Source organism: Arthrobacter rhamnosi (assembly GCF_054510975.1).
In genome coordinates, this window is the sequence record NZ_JBTNDN010000007.1 from 50834 (window position 1) to 64944 (window position 14111).

A 14111-nucleotide genomic window follows, 5' to 3' on the forward strand; every position below is an offset into this window, starting at 1 on the left:
TCATGCTCGGCAAAGGACCTTGATGGACCCATTCAGCGCGCACCTCGACAGGGGAATCCTGAGGCTTCGGTGGAAGCGCGGCGTCGAGATCACCTATGCGCATGCCGTTGCCGCCGCTCGCGCCCTGGCGGAATTCCACGGTCCCACCGCACTGCCGCTCCTGGTCCACATGCACGGCATCACCGGGATCACCCCGGAGGCACGCGTAGGAATGGCTGCCTACCGCGGGTTCTCGAAGGTCGCCGTCGTGGGTGAGGACGTCGTCGACGAGGTGATGTCGGGGTTCTCGCACCGCTCCCCCACCGTCACTCGCTATTTCTGCTCCGAGACCGAAGCGCTCGCATGGCTGCTCGATGGCAGCACGACCGGACAGGCTACGAGACCGGCGTCGCGGGACTAGCACAGGACCGCCGGGACGGGGCGTTGACCCGTTCTCGTGGTGAATGCGAAGGTGACAGCATGAGCTTCGAGAACAGCGCGATCCAGGTCACGAACAACGAGGCGAAGAGCCGCTACATCGCGAACCTCGACGGCGACCCTGCAGGCATGGCGGCGTACGAACGGTCCGGGAACACCATCGTCTTCACGCACACGGTGGTCGACGAAGAGGTCGAGGGCCATGGCATCGGCAGCACCCTGATCCGGTACGCGCTCGACGACGCCCGTGCGCAGCACCTCACCGTGGTCCCGCAGTGCGAGTTCGTGGCGGCCTTCATCGAGGACCACCCCGAGTACCAGGACCTGGTGAACTAGCTCGCGCGTCCGGCCCCTTCACCCAGCGCCACATCGATGAGCACCTCGGCCGCCCGACGCGCCTGCCCTGCCGCTTCCGGGGTCCCGGCGATGGCCGCCGTCGTCTGCGCGCCCTCCGCAAGGATCGACAGCTGCGCCGCGAGGTACGACGGCGCCCCTGCCTCCTCCGCCAGGCGTCCGACGTAGTCCTGGAAGGATGCCTTGTGCTTCCGGGCGTACTCCGCGACGTCCGGGCTGACGGCTCCGAGTTCCGCGAAGCTGTTGATGAAGCCGCATCCGCGGAAGGAATCCTGGTCGAACCACTGCGCAAGGAAGTCGAAGATCGCGAGGAGCCGTGCACGCGGCGTCGAGGCCTGCCGCACCGTCGCATCCAGTCCTTCCGTCCAGGACCGGTGCCGACGTTCGAGCACCGCCAGGACGATGCTGCCCTTCGACGGGAACTCCTGGTACAGCTTCTTCAGCGAGACGCCTGCCGCCGTGCGCAGCTCGTCCATGCCGACGGCCTGGATTCCCTTCGCGTTGTAGAGCTCGTCGGCGGTCGCCACGATGCGGGAGCGGGCCTCGGAAATATCCATGCACCCATTCTACTTGTAGGGAGAACGATCGTTCTATACGATGGGATCACCCAGAGAGAACGAACGTTCTCTTACTTCGAGACAAGGACATGGTCATGGGCTTCATCGCAGTCGGCACCGAGAACACCACGGACATCGAGCTCTACTACGAGGACCACGGAACGGGCCAGCCCGTCGTCCTGATCCACGGCTACCCGCTGGACGGCGGCTCGTGGGAGAAGCAGACCGCAGCTCTCCTCGATGCCGGTTACCGCGTCATCACCTACGACCGCCGGGGTTTCGGCAAGTCGAGCAAGCCCACCACGGGCTACGACTACGACACCTTCGCTGCCGACCTCAACACGGTGCTCGAGACCCTCGACCTGCAGGACGTCGTCCTCGTGGGCTTCTCGATGGGCACCGGTGAAGTGGGCCGCTACATCGGCACCTACGGAGAGGCCCGGGTCGCCAAGGCCGCGTTCCTCGCCTCGCTCGAGCCGTTCCTCCTCCAGACCGAGGACAACCCTTCCGGCGTCCCCTCGACCGTCTTCGACGGCATCCGTGACGCCGCCATCGTGGACCGCTATGCCTGGTTCACGAACTTCTACAACGACTTCTTCAACACCGACGACTTCCTCGGCAACCGCCTGAGCGAGGAAGCACTGCGCAACGCCTGGAACGTCGCCGCCGGAGCCTCCTGGTACGCATCCTTCGCCGTCGTCGACTCCTGGCTGACCGACTTCCGGTCCGACGTCGAGAAGGTGACCGTCCCGTCGCTGATCGTCCATGGCACCGGCGACCGCATCCTGCCGATCGACGCGACCGGCCGCGAATTCACCAAGCGCCTGCCCTCCGCGGAGTACGTGGAGGTCGAGAATGCACCGCACGGCATGCTCTGGACGCACGGTGCGGAGATCAACGAGGTCCTGCTCCGCTTCCTCGCCAAGTAGCATTCCATCCGCCGCAGGGCCAGGCGCCCTGCGGCGGACGTCGCCGGACGTCCCTCCTAGAACTGGATACCGCGGGTGAGTCCGCCGTCGATCAGGAGGTTGGCTCCCGTGGTGCGGCTGGACCGCGGGCTGGCGAGGAAGACGACGGCGTCCGCCACCTCCTGCGGCGTGCCCATGCGGCCGGTCGGGTTGAGGCCCATCGCCGTGGAGAACAGCTCCGGGTTCCCGCCCTCGATGCTCTCCCAAACTCCGCCCTCGTGGTAGGTGTTGCCCGGCGAGACGGTGTTGGCCCGGATACCCTGTTCCGCGAGCTGGAAGGCCAGCCCCGCCATGTAGGCGATGAGCGCGGACTTCACGGTCCCGTAGGGCCCCGAGGCGAAGTCCACCTCGCGCCCGGAGACGCTGGAGATCGCGGTGATCGACGGCGTCGCACTCCGTGCGAGATGCGGGAGCGACGCCTTCACGAGGCGCACCGTCCCCATCAGGTCGACGCGCAGGCTCGCCTCCCAGTTCTCCTCGGTGTCCTCAATGGCCAGGGCGCTGACGTTACTGACCACGGCGTCGATGCCTCCGAACTCCATCGCCACGGTCTGCACCCACGCTGCAAGAGCAAGACCGTCACCGACGTCGACGACGTACCCGGCGACCCGCACCGGGGATGAGGCGAAGGCCGCTTCGGTCGCCGCCACCTCTGCGGCATTCCGCGCGCAGAAGGCCACATTCACCCCTTCCCGCGCGAACGACTCGACGACGGCGCGGCCGATACCCTTCGTGCCGCCGGTCACGAGGGCGGTGGTGCCGTCGAGGTGCAGGTCCATGGAAGTCCTCCGGTGAGGGTCGGTGGTCGGTTCGGTGCTCGGTTCGGTGGTCTGGAAGGCCCGGCGCCCGCCCTGCCGGCGCAGCCCCGGGTGGTTCAGCGGAGCTCGGCGCCCTGCCGGCGGAGGTGGGCATGGAGTCCGCCATAGGCGTCGACGGCAGGAAAGAGCGCCTTGGGCGCCTTGACCACCACGCTGTAGTTGACGTCGACGGCGTTCGCGATCGGCGCGAGGGCCGTCTGGGTCAGGAGCTGATAGGCGTCGAGCTGGTGCAACCCGAAGAGATCACCGAACCACCGCACCATCTCCAGCTGGCCGATGCGCCAGGAGTCCTCCATGGGGCGCGAGGACCCGACCGCCATCCAGTGGTAGTCGGTCTCGAGCCGCGGCCAGGCGGGAGCACCGCCCTTGATGAGCTCGACGATGATCGTCGAGTGCATGGCACCTTCGACAGCCGTGCCGCACGCCTCTCCCTCGCCCTGACGGTAGTGTCCGTCCCCGACGGAGAACAGGGCGCCCTCCACGTTGACGCCGAGGTAGACGGTGGTGCCCGGCTTCACGTCGGGCGCATCCATGTTGCCGCCGAACCGCTCGGGCACCAGGGAGGAGCGCACCTCACCGCCGGGTGGAGCGACCCCCACGGTGCCGAGCATCGGCTCGAGCGGGAGTGCGACCTCGAAGTCGCCCAGCCGTCCCTGGAAGCCGACCGTCCGCCGTGCGGTGTCGACGTGGTAGATCCAGGTGATGTCCGGCAGCGGCTCCTGCAGGGTCGCAGTGCGCTCCGTGCTGGTCAGGCCCCCGAAGAACGGGATGGTGGCGGACGATCCGTAGGAGCGGGCCGGAGTGAGGTCCACGATGTGCAGCGCGAGGGTGTCCCCCGGTTCTGCACCCTCCACATAAAACGGGCCGGTCTGCGGATTGACGAAGTCCAGGTCCACCTTCTCGCCGGACACATCGTCGACGGAGGTCAGCGCGTTGTTGAACGCGTCCTCGGTCCAGAGCTTCAGTGCGGTACCCGGCTGGACCGTGAGTACCGGGGCGCTGCCACCGAAGGTGTACACGAGCTGGTCGCGCCGCGGGTGGTACTCGATGATCTCCATGACCGGATGCTACGGGGCGGCCCCGGCCCGGACAAGGGCCGGAAGCCGTCCCGACCGCGGAGTGTCAGGTGGCGACGGACAGCGAGGACAGCACGTCGTCGAGGCGCTCGTACCCCTCGATGACACCGTTCTCCATCCCGCTGCTGATCATCGCGTCCCTGGCCTCGACGGCGAGGAATACCGACCGCGCCGAACAGCGCGTGCGGCCGTCGTCGAGCTCCTCGAGGACCATGCTCTCGATGCTGGCCTGGTGCGGGGCACCCTCGAACTCGAACGTCTGGATGATCCGCTCCGGCGCGAGAACGGTGTGGAAGACGCCGCGGAAACCGTAGGCGTGGCCCTCGTCGTCGCGGTGGATGTAGGAGTACGAGCCGCCGGTGACGGCGTCGAACTCGAGGACCTCCATGGTGATGCGGCGCGGGCCGAGCCACTGGCGCACGAGGTCCGGCTCGGTGAATGCCCGGAAGACGACGCTCCGCGGGGCGTTGAACTCGCGGACGATGTCGACGAATGGTTGGCCGGGTTCCGCCGTGATGGTGGTGGGATTTTTCATGACTGTTCCTTGGACTGGTGCTGCAGGGTTGCGAGCACGCCGTCGAGCCTGCGGTATTGCCGTTCGGCTTCCAGGCGGTAGGTGTCGATCCAGCCCGTCAGAGTTTCGAGCGCGGCGGGATCGAGATGGCAGGGACGGCGCTGGCCGTCCCGCGTGCGGGTGATCAGGCCGGCCTGCTCGAGCACCTGGATGTGCTTGGAGACTGCCTGCTTGGTCATGGCGAAGGGTTCCGCCAGTTCGTTGACGGTGGCCGAGCTGCGCGAGAGCCGCGCGATGATGGCCCTGCGGGCTGGGTCAGCGAGCGCCGAGAAAGCGGCATCCAGATCATCGTCCTGCATGATCCACCTCCTCGTTGATCAACCAGCTGGTTGATAATGCAAGGATAGGCCTGCCGGCGCCAGGGAACAAGAGGAAAGGCGGACGACGGCGTACCGCAGGAACGAGCATGCGCGCGGCCGACCCGCCTCCTGCTCAGGCCCCGCATCGGGACCCTCTGCTCAGGCGCGGCCCTTCAGAATGAGGTTCCAGTACACCTTCGGCAGCACGACGCGCTCCACGATGAACGTGGATCTGCGCTCGCGGGCCAGGTTCTTCCAGCCCGGCACGGTGGGCATCGGCGAGTACTTGTCGTCGAACTCGGAGAACACGACCGTCTTCCGGCTGACCACGAAGGGGCACGCCGAATAATGGTTGTACTTCGCGGTAGGCTTCTTCCCCTTGATCACGGCTTTGAGGTTCTTGGCGAGCACCTTCGTCTGCATGCGAAGCGCCGCTCCCGATTTGGAGTTGAGCGTCGAGGCGGCGTCCCCCAGGGACCAGATGGCGGGGAAACGCGGATGCCGCAGGATGACGGGGTCCACCTCGACGAAGCCTCCGCGGTTTCCGGGCGCCGGAAGGTCCGTGCTCTTCAGCCACTCCGGCGCGGACTGCGGCGGCACGGCGTGGAGGACGTCGTAGCCGATCGTCTCGGTGGTGTCATCGGTGGAGCGCCGAAGCACCACCGTGCGTGCCTCCGGATCCACGGACTCGAGCTCGGTGCTGTAGTGGACCTCGATCCCGTACTCGTCGATCTTCCGGTTGAGTTCCTCGTCGATGATCTCCATGCCGAAGATCGTGGGCGTGGAGACGGCGAGGACCACCCGGATGTCCTTCAGGACGCCCTGGCGCCGCCAGTGGTCGCACGCGAGGTACATCGGTTTCTGGGCGGCACCGTCGCACGAGGCCGGCCCGGGCGGCTGCGTGAAGACCACGGTCCCGCTGGTCAGGTCCCGAAAGAGCTTCCAGGCCTTGGGAGCCAGCTCGTACTCGTAGTTCGATCCCCCGTACGGCCCTTCCATGGCCTCCTTGAGACCCGGGATGGCCGTCCAGTCGTTCTGGATCCCCGGGCATACGACGAGGTGGTCGTAGGTGACGGCGGACCCGGACTCCAGCAGCACCGTGTTGGAGTCGGTGCTGACATCGGTGGCCTTGTCCTGGATCCAGGTGACCCCCCGCGGCATCACGGCGGACTGCAGGCGCACCGCCTCGAACGCGTCGGCCGTGCCACCCGCGATGTGCGAGAAGAGCGGCTGGTAGAGGTGCCGGCTCCGGGGCTCGATGACGGCGATGTCCTTCAACCGGTATCGCTTCAGACGCCCGGCGAGTGACACGCCGGCGTTGCCGCCACCGATGATGAGCACCTGGTGGTGGCGTTTCTCCCCCGGAGCGGGGATGACGGGGACCATCCGGCCCGCCCGTGGAGTGCTCGTGCTGGATCCGATGGCAACTACCTCTTCTGATCACCCTGCGCGGCCTGTCCCCTGACAGTACCGCTCGGCACCGACGCAGGACAGGGAACCGGGAAACCGGGGTGAGGCCAGGGCCCCTGCCGCACCGGATCGGCACCGCGGCAACCGCCGGGCCGCCGGGCCGTACCGGACGCCACGGGACCGCACCGGACGACGCCGGTCAGCCGCGTGCGTACCTCGTCACGAAGGTCCGCAGGATCGTCGCGGGCCTGTCCACCACCAGGGCACGGGCCCGCGCGATGTAGTCGTCGGCCTCCTCCGGCGGGAAATAGCCGGCATGGCGGTAGGTACGGATGCGCCCCACGAGGGCCTCGACGTCGAGTTCAGGGTGGAACTGCGTCGCGTACACGTTCTCCCCCACTCGGAACATCTGCACGGGGCAGGTGGCCGACGACGCGAGCAGCACCGCCGATCCCGGCATCGCAGCACACGCTTCCTTGTGCCCCACGTAGGCGGCGAACGACGAGGGCAACCCGGCCAGCAGCGGATCGGAGACGCCGTCCCTGGTCAGGGTGACCTCGACGGCGCCGACCGGCTCGGCGTAGGTGGAGTCGATGACGGCTCCCTGGTGGCGCCCCAGGGTCCCGACGCCGTAGCACGCACCGAAGAAGGGGTAGTCCTCCTCGACGACACGGTCCAGCAGCCCGCCGAGCTCACGCTCCACACGGACCTGGACGGCACTCTTCTCCTCCTCCGGGTCGGAGGAATTGAAGGGGCTGCCGCCGAGGAAGATCCCGGAGTAGTCGGCGAGATCCAGCTCGGGCAGCGGCTCCGCCTCCAGCCGGATGCGCCGCAGGTCTCCCTCGGCCAGGCCGCCGTAGCGCAGGAAACTCCGGTATTCGGCGTCGGCGGCATGGTTCTCGGCACGTGTGCCCAGGAGGAGGAACGGTTTCACCCCTCGATGCTACTGGCCCCCAGCTCCACAATGCCGCCGTCTGCGACGCGGGCAGCAGCGCCCTCCCCGGAGACGACACCAGGCCACCGGATTGCCCCGGTGGCCTGGTGTCCGATGCTGTCGGATCAGCGGTTGGCGCCCGCGCGGTCGGACAGCTCGGCGTCCAGTTCGGACAATTCCTGCGCCACCCGCTCCAGATCCGCCTTGGAGATGGCCACCGGTCCGGCACTGTGACGGCCGCGGGACGGCTTCAGCGCGACGACGTCGGAGTCCCCCGTACCGGCCGCTGCGTGCGCGGCGCCGTCCTTGCGTGGAGAGTGTGCAGGCGCTGACTCCGCTGCGGACGGGGCGGCAGCCTGCGCTCCGGCGACGGCGGGCGTGGTGCCCGTCGCCGCGGGTGACATCGAGGCCGCGGGACCGGCGGGTGCGGCCTGGGCGAAGTCGACCGTACGCCGCAGCGGGGTCTCCTTGATGAACAGCACGCACACGAGCCCGAGGACCGCGATGACCGCCGTGATCAGGAAGATCAGGGCCGTGCTGTCGCCATAGGCGGCCCGCACGATGTCGGCGATCGGCGCGGGGAGGTCGACGAGGTCGAGCGAGCCGCCGGCCGCACCGCCGCTGGTGGGGATGCCTGCCGCAGCGAGGCCCTCGGTGGTCTTGTCCGCGACCTGGTTTCCCAGGATGGCGCCCAGGACAGCCACGCCGGCAGCCCCGCCGAGCGAGCGGAAGAACGCCACGGAGGCACTGGCCGAGCCGATGTCCTTGACCGCCACGGTGTTCTGCACCGCGAGGACGAGGTTCTGCAGCATCAGGCCGAGGCCCATGCCGAACACGAAGGTGTAGATGCCGACGACCCAGAGTTCCGTGAGGTGGTCAATTGTGCCGGCGAGTCCGAGGCCCGCGATGAGGAACAGGCCGCCCGCGATGAGGTACCTCTTCCACTTGCCGAACTTCGTGACGAGCTGACCGGCACCGATGGATCCGAGCAGGTTTCCGGCGATCATGGGGAGCGTCAGGAGGCCTGCCTCGGTGGGCGTGGCGCCGCGTGCCACCTGGTAGTACTGGCCGAGGTAGCTCGAGGTGGCGAACAGCGCGATGCCGACGGCGATCGAGGCGATGATGGCCAGGGCGGTGGTGCGCTCGGAGATGATCTTCAGCGGGATGATCGGCTCGGCCACTCGGGCCTCGACCACGAGCAGGAGTGCGAGCAGGATCACGCTGCCACCGACCATGAGGGCGCTCTCGCGGGAGAACCACTCGTAGTAGCCCTCCTTGCCGGCGAAGGAGACCCAGATGAGCAGGAGGCTGACGCCGGCGGTCAGGAGGACGGAACCGAGCCAGTCGATCCGGGCCTTGCGGCGCGTGTCGGGGAGCTTGAGGGTGACCTGCAGCAGGATCAGGGCGATGATCGCGAGCGGCACGCAGACGAAGAACGTCCAGCGCCAGCCCAGGGGCGAGTCGACGATGAAGCCACCGAGAAGGGGCCCTCCGGCCGTGGCGACGGCCATGACGCCGCCCATGTAGCCGGAGTACCGGCCGCGCTCGCGCGGGGCGATGATGGTGCCGATGATGGCCTGGGCCAGCGCGGTCAGGCCGCCCATGGCGACACCCTGAACGACGCGCGCGGCGAGCAGCAGCGGGATGGTCTGTGCGAGGCCTGCGAGGACCGAGCCCGCCACGAAGATCACGATGCTGACCTGCACCAGGATCTTCTTGTCGAACAGGTCGGAGAACTTGCCCCAGATCGGGGTGGTCGCCGCATTGGCGAGCAGCGCGGCCGTGATGACCCAGGCGAAGTCCGTCTGCGACCCGTTGAGGTCGCTCATGATCGTGGGCAGGGCGTTCGCCACGATCGTGCTGCTCAGGATCGCCGTGAACAGACCGGCCAGCAGACCCGTGAGCGCCTGCAGGATCTGCTTGTGGTTCATGGGCTCAGCAGCCCCGTGATGCGGGGCCCGGGCCGGGTGCGGCGCGGGCGCTGTTTCCGCCGTAGTGGAATGGGTGGCCATCAGAGTGCTTCCTTCGTGATCTCGGACGAGGAGTCCAGGTGGTGACGGCCGCCATTGCCCGTGTGGTGTGCTGTGGTGCGGGGAGTTCTGGGAGCGTCCAGGACGGCGTGTCCTGCCGCGCCCGAGGCGGCGGAGCGAAGTGCTGCCGTGAGGTGCTGCACCGACGAGGACGCGGCCTCGGCCTCGCTCTCGGTCCAGTCGGAGAGGATCTCCCGCAGGGTCTCGGCCCTGCGCTCGTAGGTCTCGGCGAGGTAGCTCTGCCCCTCCTCCGACAGCGAGAGGAGACACGCCCTGCCGTCCAGCGGGTCGGGTGTGCGGACCACGAAGCCGTACTGCTCGAGGTCCGCGAGCTGCCGGCTCAGCGCCGACGGCCCCACGCCGAGCTTCGCGGCGAGGGCCGATGCGCGCATCGGGCCGCCCTCACCGATGAAGAAGAGGACCCCCGTGTGGGCGGGCCCCAGCTCCGAGTGCTTCATCCCGGCGGCGGTGACGCCGCGCAGGGCACGCTGCAGATCGAAGATGTTGTGCACCAGCTCCGCGGCCGTGTGCTGTGCTACTGACATTTCCGACTCCCGGCCTCATTACTTCGTTGCTCTAAGTAACTGTACGCCTGCCGTTTCGTTAGGTCAACTAAATAAATCACCCTCCACGCTGGCGGCTCAACGAGGTGCTGCGGCCTGCCCTTTTCATGGACGACACGCCATCGAACGCCTCATACTGTCCGCCGACCGGGGCTTCACCCGGCGCCTCGCGGTCCCGCTGCGCGTCAAGAATGCGGGGACACGGCCCCGAAGGCTTGCGGTTCCGGCCACCGCCCTGTTAGGCCTGATACACAAGGGCAGTTGGATCACCTGTCAGGAAGTGCCCACCCCCGGGCCACGGAAGAGGACGTTCGCCATGACGCGCAAGGAACCCCGCGTAGAGGAAGTCGACGAGAAGGACATCGAGGTCTCGGAGCGGCCGAAGGACTGGGCGGCGGGCATCCCGGGCGTCTACCACTCCATGAAGCCGGCGATCGAGCACATGGGCGTGAAGCGCACTCTCCAGACCGTCCTCAAGATGAACCACAAGGACGGCTTCGACTGCCCGAGCTGCGCCTGGCCCGACCCGGCTAAGCGCAAGACCTTCGAGTTCTGCGAGAACGGAGCCAAGGCCGTCACCTGGGAAGCAACGCCCGTGGTGATCTCCTCGGACTTCTGGGCCGAACACTCCATCAGCGACCTCCGGGAGCGCTCCGAGTACTGGCTGGGCATGCAGGGGCGCCTCGTGGAGCCCGTGTACAAGCCCGCCGGTGAGGACCACTACCGGCCGGTCAGCTGGGACAAGGCCTTCGAGATCGTCGGCAACAAGCTGAAGAGCCTCGACGCCCCGGACGAAGCCGCCTTCTACACGAGCGGCCGCACCTCGAACGAGGCCGCGTTCCTGTACCAGCTGTTCGTACGCGGCTACGGCACCAACAACCTGCCCGACTGCTCGAACATGTGCCACGAGTCCTCCGGTTGGGCAATGGGCCAGACCATCGGCATCGGCAAGGCGACGGTCACGTTCGACGACTACGCCGACGCCGACCTCATCATCGTCATGGGCCAGAATCCGGGCACGAACCACCCTCGCATGCTCACCGAGCTGGAGGCGTGCAAGGAGTCCGGCGGCCAGATCGTCTCCGTGAACCCCCTGCCGGAAGCCGGCCTGAAGCGCTACAAGAACCCGCAGAAGGTCAAGGGCGTCGCTGGCAAGGGCACCGAAATCTCCGACCAGTTCCTCCAGGTCCGACTGGGCGGCGACATGGCCCTCCTGCAGGCCGTGTCCAAGCGCGTGTTCGAGGCCGAGGCGAAGAACCCCGGTACCGTCCTGGACCACGCATTCCTCGAAGAGCACTGCGAAGGCCTCGATGAGCTGCGCGACTACCTGATGAAGCTCGACGACGCCACGGTCCTCGAGGCCACGGGCCTGCGGATCGAGGAGATCGACGAGCTCGCTGCACGCTACCTCGCGGCGGACAAGGTCATCATCACCTGGGCGATGGGCATCACGCAGCAGAAGAAGGGCGTCGCCACGATCAAGGAGATCATCAACCTCCTCCTGCTCCGCGGCAACATCGGCAAGCCCGGCGCCGGCGCCTCCCCCATCCGCGGCCACAGCAACGTCCAGGGCGACCGCACCATGGGCATCTGGGAGCAGATGCCCCAGACGTTCATGGACTCCCTCGGCAAGGAGTTCAACTTCGAACCGCCCCAGGAGCACGGCGTCGACGCCGTGGAGTCCATCCGGCGCATGCGCGACGGCGACGTCAAGGTGCTCGTGGCGCTCGGTGGCAACCTCGTCTCAGCGATCTCCGACACCCAGGTGGCGGAGAAGGCCTTCGCGAACACCGAGATGACTGTGCAGATCTCCATCAAACTCAATCGCTCGCACCTCATCACCGGCGAGGAGGCGCTCATCCTCCCCTGTAAGGGGCGAACGGAGATCGACCGCCAGGCCACCGGCGAGCAGTTCGTCTCCGTCGAGGACACGGTCTGCGCCGTACACCCCTCCTGGGGAAGCGTCGAGCCCGTCTCCGACAACCTGCTCTCCGAACCGGCGATCATCAGCCGGCTCGCCCGCGCCACGATCGACGGCAAGATCGACGCCGACTGGGAGGGCTTCGAGAAGGACTACGACCTCATCCGCGAGCACATCGCGCACGTGGTCGAGGGGTGCGAGGACTACAACCAAAAGATTCGCCTGAAGGGCGGCTTCATCATGGCGAACGGGCCGCGTGACTCTCGGACGTTCAACACGCCCACGGGCAAGGCCGTCCTCACCGTCAACGACCTCGAGTACCTCGAGCGCCCCGAGGGCACGCTGATCCTGCAGTCACTGCGCTCCCACGACCAGTGGAACACCACGATCTACGGCCACAACGACCGCTACCGCGGCATCAAGAAGGGCCGCCACGTGGTGTTCATGAACCCGGAGGACATCGCGGACCTGGGCCTGACGGACGGCCAGAACGTGGATGTCCACGGCGTGTACGACGACGGCGTGCAGCGCGTGCTCCGCGCCTACCGCGTGGTCTCGTACCCGACGGCGCGCGGCTGCGCAGCTGCGTACTACCCCGAGGCGAACGTGCTGGTTCCGCTCGACGAAGTGGCGGAGGGCAGCAACACGCCGAGGTCGAAGCAGATCATCGTCCGGTTCGAGCCGAGCAACCACACGGCACCCGAGGCGCACGATTCCGTCGCGACCGTACAGGCGCCCGAGGTGGAGCCGGATGGCTTCCCGACCAACGGCACCACGGCGCCGGCCAAGAAGGCGGAGGCAGCCAACGCCTGACGGCACCGCCGCGGATAGACTGCTCCGGTCGTGACGACCGGAGGATCGGACAGCGTGGAGGAACAGTCGGACACACAACGGGCTGGGCAGCACACGGGACCGCAGGCTGCGCACCCGGCAGCGCATCCCCGCGTGCTCCAGGCCCAGCAGCGCCGCGTCATCCGCGTCCTCGTGGCCGCCCAGATCCTGGGCGGCCTCGGGGCCGGCGCAACACTCTCCCTGGGTGCTCTGCTTGCTGCTGAGACCTCCGGGTCGAGCGCGTGGTCGGGGATGGCCGCTACCATGGCAACCCTGGGCGCCGCCGCGGCAGCCGTGCCCCTCGCAGCCCTCGCCCAGCGCAGGGGACGCCGGGTGTCCCTGGCTACGGGCGCTGTCATCTCCGGCGTCGGCGCAGTGCTGGCGATCGCCGCGGCATCACTCTCCGCGTTCCCCCTGCTGCTGCTCGCCCTCGCGCTCCTGGGCGTCGGCTCCGCGACGGGCCTCCAGGCCCGTTTCGCAGCCACCGACCTCGCCTCCGAGGGGACACGGGGGCGGAGCCTCGCCGTCGTCGTCTGGTCCACCACCGTCGGGGCGGTCCTGGGGCCCAATCTCTTCGAACCCGGCGCGGCGGTCGCGCTGGTGCTCGGCATCCCGCCGCTCAGTGGCGGGTTCGTCTTCTCCGCAGCGGCGCAGGCGGGCGCCGCGGCCGTTTATGCGCTCGGGCTCCGGCCCGATCCTCTTCTGACCGCCCTCGCCCGGCAGGCGGATGCCCGGCCCGTCGGCAGCGTGGCGCCCGAACGCCGGCACGGGCTCCGCATCCTCGCCGAGAATCCCTCGGCGCGCTTCGCTGTCGCGACCATCGCGGTGAGCCACGCCGCCATGGTCTCGCTCATGTCCATGACCCCGGTGCACCTCCACGACCACGGCGCGGGGCTGTCCGTCGTCGGACTGACCATCAGCCTGCACGTAGCAGGCATGTACGCGCTGTCGCCGGTGTTCGGTTGGATTGCGGACCGCTTCGGGAAGACGCAGGGCATCCTGTGCGGGCAGGTCCTCCTGCTCCTGGCACTCGTCACGGCCTGGCGTGGCTCTGAATCCGACGGGTGGGTGACCACGAGCCTGGTACTGCTCGGCCTCGGCTGGTCGGCCTGCGTCGTCTCCGCGTCGGCGCTCCTGGCCGGCGCGGTGGAACCCTCCGAGCGGACACCCGTACAGGGCTTCTCCGACCTCGTGATGAATGGCTCGGGCGCAGTGGGCGGAGCCCTCGCGGGCCCCACCCTCGTGCTACTCGGCTATGCGGGCCTCGGGCTCGCCGCCGCGGCGCTGGTCGCCGTCGTCATGGCCTGGACGCTTACGCGCCTCGGCTCGATACGGCGCGGAACACCCGCGGCGGCGTGA

Annotated in this window: 14 protein-coding genes; 5 read left to right on the forward strand and 9 right to left on the reverse strand. The window is 68.1% G+C overall.

The features are described from left to right. Positions 1–22: 22 nt before the first annotated feature. Positions 23–400, forward strand: a complete 378-nt coding sequence (locus tag ACX80J_RS14960) for a DUF7793 family protein (RefSeq protein ID WP_459344886.1) — start codon at positions 23–25, stop codon at positions 398–400. A gap of 59 nt (positions 401–459) precedes the next feature. Next, the gene (locus ACX80J_RS14965; protein ID WP_459344885.1) at positions 460–753 is read left to right on the forward strand and encodes a GNAT family N-acetyltransferase; all 294 of its coding nucleotides are present in this window, start codon (positions 460–462) and stop codon (positions 751–753) included. On the opposite strand, the gene ACX80J_RS14970 is transcribed toward ACX80J_RS14965, so the two are convergent. After that, on the reverse strand, positions 750–1328 hold the full coding sequence (locus tag ACX80J_RS14970; RefSeq protein WP_459348326.1) for a TetR/AcrR family transcriptional regulator: 579 nt from the start codon (positions 1326–1328) through the stop codon (positions 750–752). The genes ACX80J_RS14965 and ACX80J_RS14970 overlap by 4 nt on opposite strands. A 95-nt stretch (positions 1329–1423) precedes the next feature. Between ACX80J_RS14970 and ACX80J_RS14975 the strand changes: the two genes are divergently transcribed. After that, complete coding sequence (locus tag ACX80J_RS14975) at positions 1424–2257, forward strand: alpha/beta fold hydrolase (RefSeq protein ID WP_459348327.1); 834 nt, start codon at positions 1424–1426, stop codon at positions 2255–2257. Between the two features lie 56 nt (positions 2258–2313). On the opposite strand, the gene ACX80J_RS14980 is transcribed toward ACX80J_RS14975, so the two are convergent. From ACX80J_RS14980 to ACX80J_RS15015, 8 genes are all read right to left on the reverse strand, one after another. Then, entirely contained in the window at positions 2314–3075 is a 762-nt protein-coding gene (locus tag ACX80J_RS14980; RefSeq protein WP_459348328.1) for an SDR family NAD(P)-dependent oxidoreductase, read from the reverse strand. Between the two features lie 95 nt (positions 3076–3170). After that, positions 3171–4172, reverse strand: a complete 1002-nt coding sequence (locus tag ACX80J_RS14985) for an acetamidase/formamidase family protein (protein ID WP_459344881.1) — start codon at positions 4170–4172, stop codon at positions 3171–3173. Positions 4173–4236: 64 nt separating this feature from the next. Then, a complete protein-coding gene (locus ACX80J_RS14990) occupies positions 4237–4725 on the reverse strand; it encodes an SRPBCC family protein (protein ID WP_459344880.1) in 489 nt (162 codons plus the stop codon). Next, positions 4722–5063 carry an ArsR/SmtB family transcription factor gene (locus tag ACX80J_RS14995; RefSeq protein WP_459344879.1) on the reverse strand — a complete coding sequence of 114 codons (342 nt, stop codon included), beginning with the start codon at positions 5061–5063 and terminating at the stop codon, positions 4722–4724. Before ACX80J_RS14995 ends, ACX80J_RS14990 begins: the two co-directional genes overlap by 4 nt. A gap of 159 nt (positions 5064–5222) precedes the next feature. Further along, positions 5223–6449, reverse strand: a complete 1227-nt coding sequence (locus ACX80J_RS15000; protein WP_459348329.1) for an NAD(P)/FAD-dependent oxidoreductase — start codon at positions 6447–6449, stop codon at positions 5223–5225. Between the two features lie 223 nt (positions 6450–6672). Then, positions 6673–7407 carry a glutamine amidotransferase gene (locus tag ACX80J_RS15005; RefSeq protein WP_459344877.1) on the reverse strand — a complete coding sequence of 245 codons (735 nt, stop codon included), beginning with the start codon at positions 7405–7407 and terminating at the stop codon, positions 6673–6675. A gap of 125 nt (positions 7408–7532) precedes the next feature. Further along, positions 7533–9338 (reverse strand): MFS transporter, encoded by a 1806-nt coding sequence (locus ACX80J_RS15010; protein ID WP_459348330.1) that lies wholly within the window; start codon positions 9336–9338, stop codon positions 7533–7535. An 80-nt stretch (positions 9339–9418) separates the two neighbouring features. Then, complete coding sequence (locus ACX80J_RS15015) at positions 9419–9982, reverse strand: MarR family winged helix-turn-helix transcriptional regulator (protein ID WP_459344875.1); 564 nt, start codon at positions 9980–9982, stop codon at positions 9419–9421. A gap of 334 nt (positions 9983–10316) precedes the next feature. Here ACX80J_RS15015 and ACX80J_RS15020 point away from each other — a divergent pair, with 334 nt between their 5' ends. Both ACX80J_RS15020 and ACX80J_RS15025 read left to right on the forward strand, forming a co-directional pair. Further along, a complete protein-coding gene (locus ACX80J_RS15020; protein WP_459344874.1) occupies positions 10317–12734 on the forward strand; it encodes an FdhF/YdeP family oxidoreductase in 2418 nt (805 codons plus the stop codon). Between the two features lie 132 nt (positions 12735–12866). After that, positions 12867–14111 (forward strand): MFS transporter, encoded by a 1245-nt coding sequence (locus ACX80J_RS15025; protein ID WP_459348331.1) that lies wholly within the window; start codon positions 12867–12869, stop codon positions 14109–14111.

Excerpts from the sequence above, each read along its gene's own strand:
- ACX80J_RS14960 (WP_459344886.1), top strand. The coding sequence starts at position 23 with ATGGACCCATTCAGCGCGCACCTCGACAGGGGAATCCTGAGGCTTCGG.
- ACX80J_RS15000 (WP_459348329.1), bottom strand. The coding sequence starts at position 6,449 with ATGGTCCCCGTCATCCCCGCTCCGGGGGAGAAACGCCACCACCAGGTG.
- ACX80J_RS15015 (WP_459344875.1), bottom strand. The coding sequence starts at position 9,982 with ATGTCAGTAGCACAGCACACGGCCGCGGAGCTGGTGCACAACATCTTC.
- ACX80J_RS14975 (WP_459348327.1), top strand. The coding sequence starts at position 1,424 with ATGGGCTTCATCGCAGTCGGCACCGAGAACACCACGGACATCGAGCTC.
- ACX80J_RS14985 (WP_459344881.1), bottom strand. The coding sequence starts at position 4,172 with ATGGAGATCATCGAGTACCACCCGCGGCGCGACCAGCTCGTGTACACC.
- ACX80J_RS14990 (WP_459344880.1), bottom strand. The coding sequence starts at position 4,725 with ATGAAAAATCCCACCACCATCACGGCGGAACCCGGCCAACCATTCGTC.
- ACX80J_RS14995 (WP_459344879.1), bottom strand. The coding sequence starts at position 5,063 with ATGCAGGACGATGATCTGGATGCCGCTTTCTCGGCGCTCGCTGACCCA.
- ACX80J_RS14970 (WP_459348326.1), bottom strand. The coding sequence starts at position 1,328 with ATGGATATTTCCGAGGCCCGCTCCCGCATCGTGGCGACCGCCGACGAG.
- ACX80J_RS15020 (WP_459344874.1), top strand. The coding sequence starts at position 10,317 with ATGACGCGCAAGGAACCCCGCGTAGAGGAAGTCGACGAGAAGGACATC.
- ACX80J_RS14965 (WP_459344885.1), top strand. The coding sequence starts at position 460 with ATGAGCTTCGAGAACAGCGCGATCCAGGTCACGAACAACGAGGCGAAG.
- ACX80J_RS14980 (WP_459348328.1), bottom strand. The coding sequence starts at position 3,075 with ATGGACCTGCACCTCGACGGCACCACCGCCCTCGTGACCGGCGGCACG.
- ACX80J_RS15010 (WP_459348330.1), bottom strand. The coding sequence starts at position 9,338 with ATGAACCACAAGCAGATCCTGCAGGCGCTCACGGGTCTGCTGGCCGGT.